Origin of the sequence: Pedobacter psychrophilus (assembly GCF_001652725.1) — a bacterium.
GTDB lineage: Bacteria > Bacteroidota > Bacteroidia > Sphingobacteriales > Sphingobacteriaceae > Pseudopedobacter > Pseudopedobacter psychrophilus.
Genome location: NZ_LWHJ01000005.1, coordinates 1 through 6,947, shown reverse-complemented (window position 1 = coordinate 6,947; position 6,947 = coordinate 1). Strand labels below are relative to the sequence as shown.

The window sequence follows — 6,947 nt, the reverse complement described above, 5'->3', positions numbered from 1 at the left end:
CGGTGGTTTACGTCAGTTCATCAGTTATTTATTTAATTTAGTATGGTACGACAATGGTTCTGCAAGCAATGCCATTTCTGCGCAAATTAGCAAACCGTTGTGCGTCATTCTGTGACAGCCCTTAATTGACCCAAGTTTCAAACAAAAATGGAAAGTAAAAATATTCAGACCTTACAATTTAAGCTGCCAGACGAAAAGCGAATTTTGTTTGAGATAATAAGCTTGTCGAATCTCGACAGGGAAATTCCACCATCTATACATAGACATAATTTTTATGAAATTGTTATTATTACAAAAGGCGAAACAAAGCAAATTGTAGATTTTAAAACTTATAATGTTACCGAAAAGGAGGTTTTAATAATTCCCAAAGGCAGTATTCATCAAGGAAGTTTTAAGGAAAAATTGGAAGGATATATTGTTCTTTTTACACCCGAATTTTTGACGAAAGAACAAGGCGATTTATTGGCTCATTTTGAAATTTTTAATGCTTCTATTAACACTAACTTGCTAACATTTGATAACGAAGAATGGAACGATGTTTTGCAATTCTTTACGCTATTACAAAAAGAATATTTTCAAAACAAGAATAATAAAAATACTTTGCGATTTTTATTTTTAGCATTTGCAACGAAGATTAATGATTTTATGCCATTAAATTATTTTCTAAAATCATATCAAAAACCAGCTTTGAAATTTTTTTTTGATTTACTTGAAACTCATTTTAAAAATGAGCATTTGGTAAATTTCTACGCAAACAAATTAAAAATAACTTCAAAGATTTTAACCCAAACTTTATTTAACGCCACAGGAAAAAATACGCTTCAACTCATAAACGAGAGATTAATTTTAGAAGCAAAAAGAGAGCTATTGTTTTCATCAAAATCAATAAAGGAAATTGCTTTTGAATTAGGCTTTGAAGACCAACTTTACTTCTCTAAACTTTTTAAAAAGAATACAACTTTTGCCCCACAAGAATTTAAAAAGGAGTTTGCCTAAATTTCCATATAAAAAGCGTTTATTTCCATATACAAAAATCAATAATCAAGACACCTTTGCATTGCAATATTGCAGAATTAAATCGCATTAAAAAAATGGAAAATAATTTAAACCTTGAAGTTTACAATGGCATTGAAGCAACTGTAAATTCCTATCTATTTACAGACAATGAAAGTGCTATTTTAGTAGACTGTTTAAGAAACAGTGAAGAAGCAAAAAACTTAGCAGATTTCATTAAAAGTAAGAACAAAAATCTTACTCACATTTTAATTACTCACGGACACCCAGACCATTACATCGGAATGAATGTTATGAGACAAGAATTTCCATCTGCAAAAATTGTGGTAACGAAACAGGAAATCAAAAATGATATTCTTGGATTTTCAACTTGGATGGAAAGCGTAGGTTGGTTAGAAAAAGAGCCTTCGATGAAACCAAAGTCAGAAACAAATACTAATGGTTTTGACTATCAAAATAACATTGGAGTTTTAAATGCAAAAGAATTGTCTTTAGCTAATGGTGCAATACTTGAACTTAATAGCGATTATTCAGGTGCAGAGTGTGAACACTTAACTACCATATACAGCAAAGACTTAAACGCATTTTTTACAGGCGACTTTTGCTATAATGGCGTTCATATTTGGTTGGCAGTTGATAAAAAAAATATAGCTTATTGGAAAACTCAATTAGACACGTTTTCAAAGGGGTTAGCTTCACTACAACCAAAAATATATCCAGGACACGGCAACGTAACAGACGTTTCACTATTTGCAGAAGTGAAAGGCTATATTGAGAATTTTGAAAATACTATAGCTACTTCAAAAACAAGAACCGAAGCAATGGACAAAATGAAAGCACTTTATCCAAATCATAAACAAGCGGACTTTTTATTATTTAATTCTGTAAACGCATCAATATCAGAATAAAAATACAACGAGAAAAAGAACGAACGCACAACAATGCATTGGCAAAATACGGGGCAGGACATTGTAACTTCAGCATAAGCAACATGGCAGCTGTGGTTGGGGGCTGGACTCTTTTTCTTGAGCAACTTTGTAAATTCATAATCATTTTTCTAATCAACATTACCGCCGGGCAGGACCAGCAACAAGGCCCCCGTACTTCGCCAATGCAAAACGTTGTGTGCCATTATAGACAGACCTCAATCTTCAAAAAATTATGCGAAATTTTACATTCCTTTTATTGACACTTTTTGCCGGACAGACATTTGCTCAAAACAAGCAAGTGCAAGACAGAATTAAACAAGTTGAGAACAACCTTATTCCTTACGTTCCTGTAAAAGGTTTTGAAGGTTGGAACCTCATTGAGAGAATGAAATACTACAAAGTACCAGGACTAAGTATTGCAGTTATGAAAGACTATAAAATTGAATGGGCAAAAGGTTATGGTTTAGCAGACACCCTCAAAAATACACCTGTAACGACTGAAACAATGTTTTCGGCAGGCTCAATAAGTAAATTTTTAATGGCTGTTACAGCTTTGAAAATGGTTGACAATGGACAAATTGATTTGGAGAAGCCAATCAACAACTATCTCACTTCTTGGAAAATTGCCGAGAATGATTTTACAAAAAAGACACCTATAACATTGAGAATGTTGTTGAGCCATTCAGCAGGAACATCACAAACATCTTATTTTGGTTTTACACCAACTCAACAATTGCCAACCATTGTTGAAGTTTTGAGTGGTGCAAAAATTTCAGAGACAAGACCAGTAGTTGTAAATAGCGAACCAAATAAAGAGTTTCGTTATTCAGGTGGCGGAAGTATGATTGCACAATTAGCACTGATGGACGTTTCAAAAAAAAGTTTTCCCAACCTAACACAAGAAATACTTTTTGACAAACTTGGAATGAAAAATTCAACCTTTGAGCAACCAGTTCCAGCTAAATTTACAAGGCAATGTTCTTGGGCTTATTCTGATGCATCTTGGTTTAAGGGAATGCCATACGTTTACCCACAACAAGCAGCAGCAGGGCTTTACACCACACCAACCGACCTAGCAAAGTTTTTTATTGATGTTCAAAAATCATACTTAGGTAAAGGAAAGATTTTGAGCCAAGCGACCACCAAGAAAATGCTCACTGCACAAGTAAATGTTTCAGACGGTGGATATAAAGAACAAATGGCAATTGGACCTTTTTTAATTCAAAGAACAGACAACAAAGACCCAAAAGGAGTTTTCTTTGAGTTCACAGGAGTAAATGCAGGTTTCTTAGCTTATGGTATGGCAAGTGTTGAAGGTGGCAACGGAGTAATTATAATGCTGAACTCGGGAGATAATCAAAACGGAATTGGAAGAGAAATAAGAAGAGCAGTTGCAAAAGTATATAATTGGACTAATAATTTGCCAACAGAAATAAAGCCAATCAGTTTGCCTGATACTGAATTAAATAAAATGGAAGGTCGTTACAGAATGGCAACAGACGAAGTACTTTATTTGCGAAAAGAAAAAAACTATTTGGTTGAAAAAATCAATAATGGCTTTGACATTTATTGCTTCCCAATATCAAAAGACACTATTGTATTTACTGATTTCAACATAAAGGGCTTCTTCAAAAGAAATGAAAAAGGCGAAGTGATAGGGCTTCAAAATATTTATCAAGAAAAGCCAATGCCGAAAATGAGAGACGATGAATTTTCGCCAAGCGAATACCTGAATATGCAGAGATATGATGAAGCAAAAAAAGCATTTAGAGCAATGAATATGAACGAAGGACAAATAACATATTTGGCTTACGACCTAATGCATAAAAAGCCATTAAATTCAATTGCTGTTAAAACAATTTTAGATTTGGCAATAGAGCAACATCCAAATTCATCAATGGTTTATAGTCGTTTGGGCGACTATTATTTAAAACTTAACGACAAGCAAAATGCAATTAAAAGCTATCAAAAAGCCTTAGAACTTGACCCCAACGACCAACAAACAAAAGACATTTTAGAAACCTTAAAAAAATAATCAACGCAATGCAAAAAATTAAATCATCATTAGTCATTTTAGCTTTACTTTTTGTTTCGCAAATTACAAAGGCACAAAATGAAACTAAGACTTACGACTTCAAGAACTTTGACAAAGTTCAAATCGAAAATATAAATGGAGAAGTTGAAATAGAGTTGGGTAAATCATATAGCATAACTGTTTCAGTTAAAGACAATGCACAAGAGCAGGTCAAAATAACCAAATCAGAAGACAAATTATTGGTTAAGTTAAACAGCAAATTTGAAACAGATTGGAAGAATAGAAAGGTGGTTAAAGTCAAGATTGTTATGCCAGAAATTTCTAAACTATTCAACTTTTCTAATGCAGATGTAAGTGTTAAAAGTTTTGTAGGTAGATACTTTGGAATTGAAAACAAAGGAAATGGCAATATATCTCTTGTTGGTTCTGTTGTTGACCACATTGAAATAAAAAATAATGGTAACGGCAACCTTGAAGCCAAAAATATCATTTCAAAAAAAGTGGACATTTCTAAATCAGGTAATGGCGATGTAAACATCAGGACAGACACAAATTTCAATGTTGAGATGAATGGCAATGGCGACATAGTGAACTTCGGAAAAGGCAAAGCAATTATAAACAAACAAAGTGGGACAGGCAAAGTGGTTTACAGAAATTAAAAAAGTCTAATAGGCGAAGAAGAATAACGGCACACAACAAAAGTATTGCTGCAATTGGGGCTTGACGTTGCAGCAATCATCAGCAGTGCATTTCCAAGCTTTATATCCGGCTGACGGAATTCTACCGGTCATTAGTTGTTAACTTCAACTTTTGTTTATTAATTTAGCTTCAGTTCCGGGCAGACAGTTGGTCAATTCCCCAACTGCAGCAATACTCGAACGTTATATGCCATTTTAGTACGACACAAACTTGAAAGAAAACGCAATAAAATATTTCTCTATTGACTATAAAGCGAATAATAATGGCTTTGTAAGTCGTCCTCATTTCCACAAACATTATGAGATTTTCTATTTTGAAAAGGGAAACGCAAGTCATTTTATTGACTTTGAAGAATACCCAATTACTGACAATTCCTTCTTTTTGGTTTCTTACAATCAAATACACTATATAACCGCCAAACCTGACACACATAACTTTGGGTATGCAATCTCATTGGACAGGGAAATATTTGACTTGTTTGAAAATGACCTCACCAATCTCTTCGGTAAGTTTTCAAAATCACCTGCATTTTATTTAGAACGTAAAGAATTGTTTACTACACTTTTTGAAGAAATCAAAACAGAGTTAGAAGGTAAAAGACAAAAATCTAACGAACTTGTTTTTGGTTTCATTAAAATATTGCTGACCCATATTTGGAGAGAAGAAAGAGATACAAAAAAGAAAAAAACACAATCAGGCAGTGTGTTTGCAAATTTCTTACAACTCATTGAAGACAATTTTATTAAAATAAAATCAGTGCAAGAATATGCAAAAATGCTATCTATAACAACAAAACAATTGAATAGAATTTGTAAGGAAATTTCTACCCAAACAGCTTTATCCGCTATTCACGAAAGGATAAACTTAGAAGCAAAACGAAAACTGTTTTATAGTGAAAATCAAATAAAAGACATTTGCTATGATTTGGGGTTTGAAGATGCAAGTCATTTCAATAATTTCTTCAAAAAAATGAATAGTAAAACGCCAACCGAGTTTAGAAAAGAGATGTCCCAAATCTTCAATTGAAAGGACAGTTTACACAATTCAAAAAAACATTTGCCTTCTACCTTTGCAACATCATTTAAACTATTTTATATCACAATGAAGTATGCAAAAGTAGTTTTTATTATGTGTGGTTTGTTACTGACAGCCACCACTTATGGTCAAACGCAAAAAAAGAGCAATATGACAACAGAGCAAAAAAAGCAGTTGGTTGTAAGGTTCGTAGAACTGATGACAACAAAACAATCGGACAAGTTCGGAGAAATTATATCACAGGACTATAAACAACATAACCCAATGGTAAAACAAGGGTTAGTTGGTATTCAAGAAGGGTCAAAATGGTTTGAAAGTATTTTTCCTGATATTTCAGCAAATATTGACGCACTTGTGGTTGAAGGCGATATCATTGTTGCCCGAATTACTTGGACAGGAACACATAAAGGCGAACTTTTTGGAGTTCCTGCCTCAAATGTTAAAGCAACTTGGACGGGGACAGATTGGTGGCGGATTGAAAATGACAAACTTGTAGAACATTGGGACGTTGTTGATTGGTCAAGCTTAATGCATCAAATTCAAACTAAAAAAAACTAATGACTGAAATTGAATTAGTAAAACAATTCTATGAGTACCTTGCAAATGGCAACAAGCAAGGTGCTTATAGTTGTTTATCGGACAACTTCGTTTTAAAACAAGCCAATTCTCTTCCCTATGGTGGCGAGTACATTGGCGCAAACGGACTGAATGATTTTTTCAAAAAATTCTCTACATTTTGGAAAGAGTTTAAAACTTTGAAAACTGACTATTATTCATGTGAAAATATAGTTTTTGCCATTTCAAAAATTCGTGGGACAGTTTTTAAAACAGAAAAAATCATTGAAACAGAAATGATACAGGCATATGTTATTGAAAACAATCACCTAATTTCTGCACATCCATTCTATTTCGATACAAGGCTATTAACGGAAGAATAAAAACGGCATATAACATGGGGTTTGGCAAAAGTGGGGCGGACGGAATAACAATCAACTTTTTGTAATTCTATTTCGCTTTTGTTCCAGCTTGACGGAATTCTATTTGGCTTTTTGTTGTTATCTTCATCATCAGTTTTTTAATCAGCAGCAGTTCCAGACGGACGGAATTCTAATTCCCCACCTTCGCCAAGCCCTGTTCGTTATGTGTCATACTTACCCGACCGGAAAGACATTACTCATAGGAAATATTTTCGTAAATTAACGCAATGAAAAAAGAGCAAGAAATACAATTGGATT

At 33.6% G+C, this 6,947-nt stretch carries 7 protein-coding genes; all 7 read left to right on the top strand.

Annotated features, from left to right (window positions below):
* The first annotated feature begins 147 nt into the window (after positions 1-147).
* The 7 genes from A5893_RS00340 to A5893_RS00310 all read left to right on the top strand — a co-directional run bounded on the left by A5893_RS00340 (position 148) and on the right by A5893_RS00310 (position 6,650).
* Positions 148-996, top strand: coding sequence for an AraC family transcriptional regulator (locus tag A5893_RS00340; RefSeq protein ID WP_068820557.1), 849 nt, complete (start codon positions 148-150; stop codon positions 994-996).
* Between the two features lie 95 nt (positions 997-1,091).
* Entirely contained in the window at positions 1,092-1,922 is an 831-nt protein-coding gene (locus A5893_RS00335; RefSeq protein WP_068820556.1) for an MBL fold metallo-hydrolase, read from the top strand.
* A gap of 253 nt (positions 1,923-2,175) precedes the next feature.
* A complete protein-coding gene (locus tag A5893_RS00330; protein WP_082911258.1) occupies positions 2,176-3,978 on the top strand; it encodes a serine hydrolase in 1,803 nt (600 codons plus the stop codon).
* A gap of 8 nt (positions 3,979-3,986) precedes the next feature.
* On the top strand, positions 3,987-4,637 hold the full coding sequence (locus A5893_RS00325; protein WP_068820554.1) for a GIN domain-containing protein: 651 nt from the start codon (positions 3,987-3,989) through the stop codon (positions 4,635-4,637).
* Positions 4,638-4,887: 250 nt separating this feature from the next.
* On the top strand, positions 4,888-5,703 hold the full coding sequence (locus tag A5893_RS00320; RefSeq protein ID WP_068820553.1) for an AraC family transcriptional regulator: 816 nt from the start codon (positions 4,888-4,890) through the stop codon (positions 5,701-5,703).
* Between the two features lie 75 nt (positions 5,704-5,778).
* Positions 5,779-6,270: an ester cyclase gene (locus tag A5893_RS00315; RefSeq protein ID WP_068820552.1), complete on the top strand. Its 492-nt coding sequence runs from the start codon at positions 5,779-5,781 to the stop codon at positions 6,268-6,270.
* Positions 6,270-6,650, top strand: a complete 381-nt coding sequence (locus A5893_RS00310) for a nuclear transport factor 2 family protein (protein ID WP_068820551.1) — start codon at positions 6,270-6,272, stop codon at positions 6,648-6,650. The genes A5893_RS00315 and A5893_RS00310 overlap by 1 nt, the downstream gene beginning before the upstream one ends.
* The last annotated feature ends 297 nt before the right edge of the window (positions 6,651-6,947 follow it).

What these genes read in the sequence shown, in the direction of transcription:
- A5893_RS00340 (WP_068820557.1), top strand. Translation starts at nt 148, where the DNA reads ATGGAAAGTAAAAATATTCAGACCTTACAATTTAAGCTGCCAGACGAA.
- A5893_RS00335 (WP_068820556.1), top strand. Translation starts at nt 1,092, where the DNA reads ATGGAAAATAATTTAAACCTTGAAGTTTACAATGGCATTGAAGCAACT.
- A5893_RS00330 (WP_082911258.1), top strand. Translation starts at nt 2,176, where the DNA reads ATGCGAAATTTTACATTCCTTTTATTGACACTTTTTGCCGGACAGACA.
- A5893_RS00325 (WP_068820554.1), top strand. Translation starts at nt 3,987, where the DNA reads ATGCAAAAAATTAAATCATCATTAGTCATTTTAGCTTTACTTTTTGTT.
- A5893_RS00315 (WP_068820552.1), top strand. Translation starts at nt 5,779, where the DNA reads ATGAAGTATGCAAAAGTAGTTTTTATTATGTGTGGTTTGTTACTGACA.
- A5893_RS00310 (WP_068820551.1), top strand. Translation starts at nt 6,270, where the DNA reads ATGACTGAAATTGAATTAGTAAAACAATTCTATGAGTACCTTGCAAAT.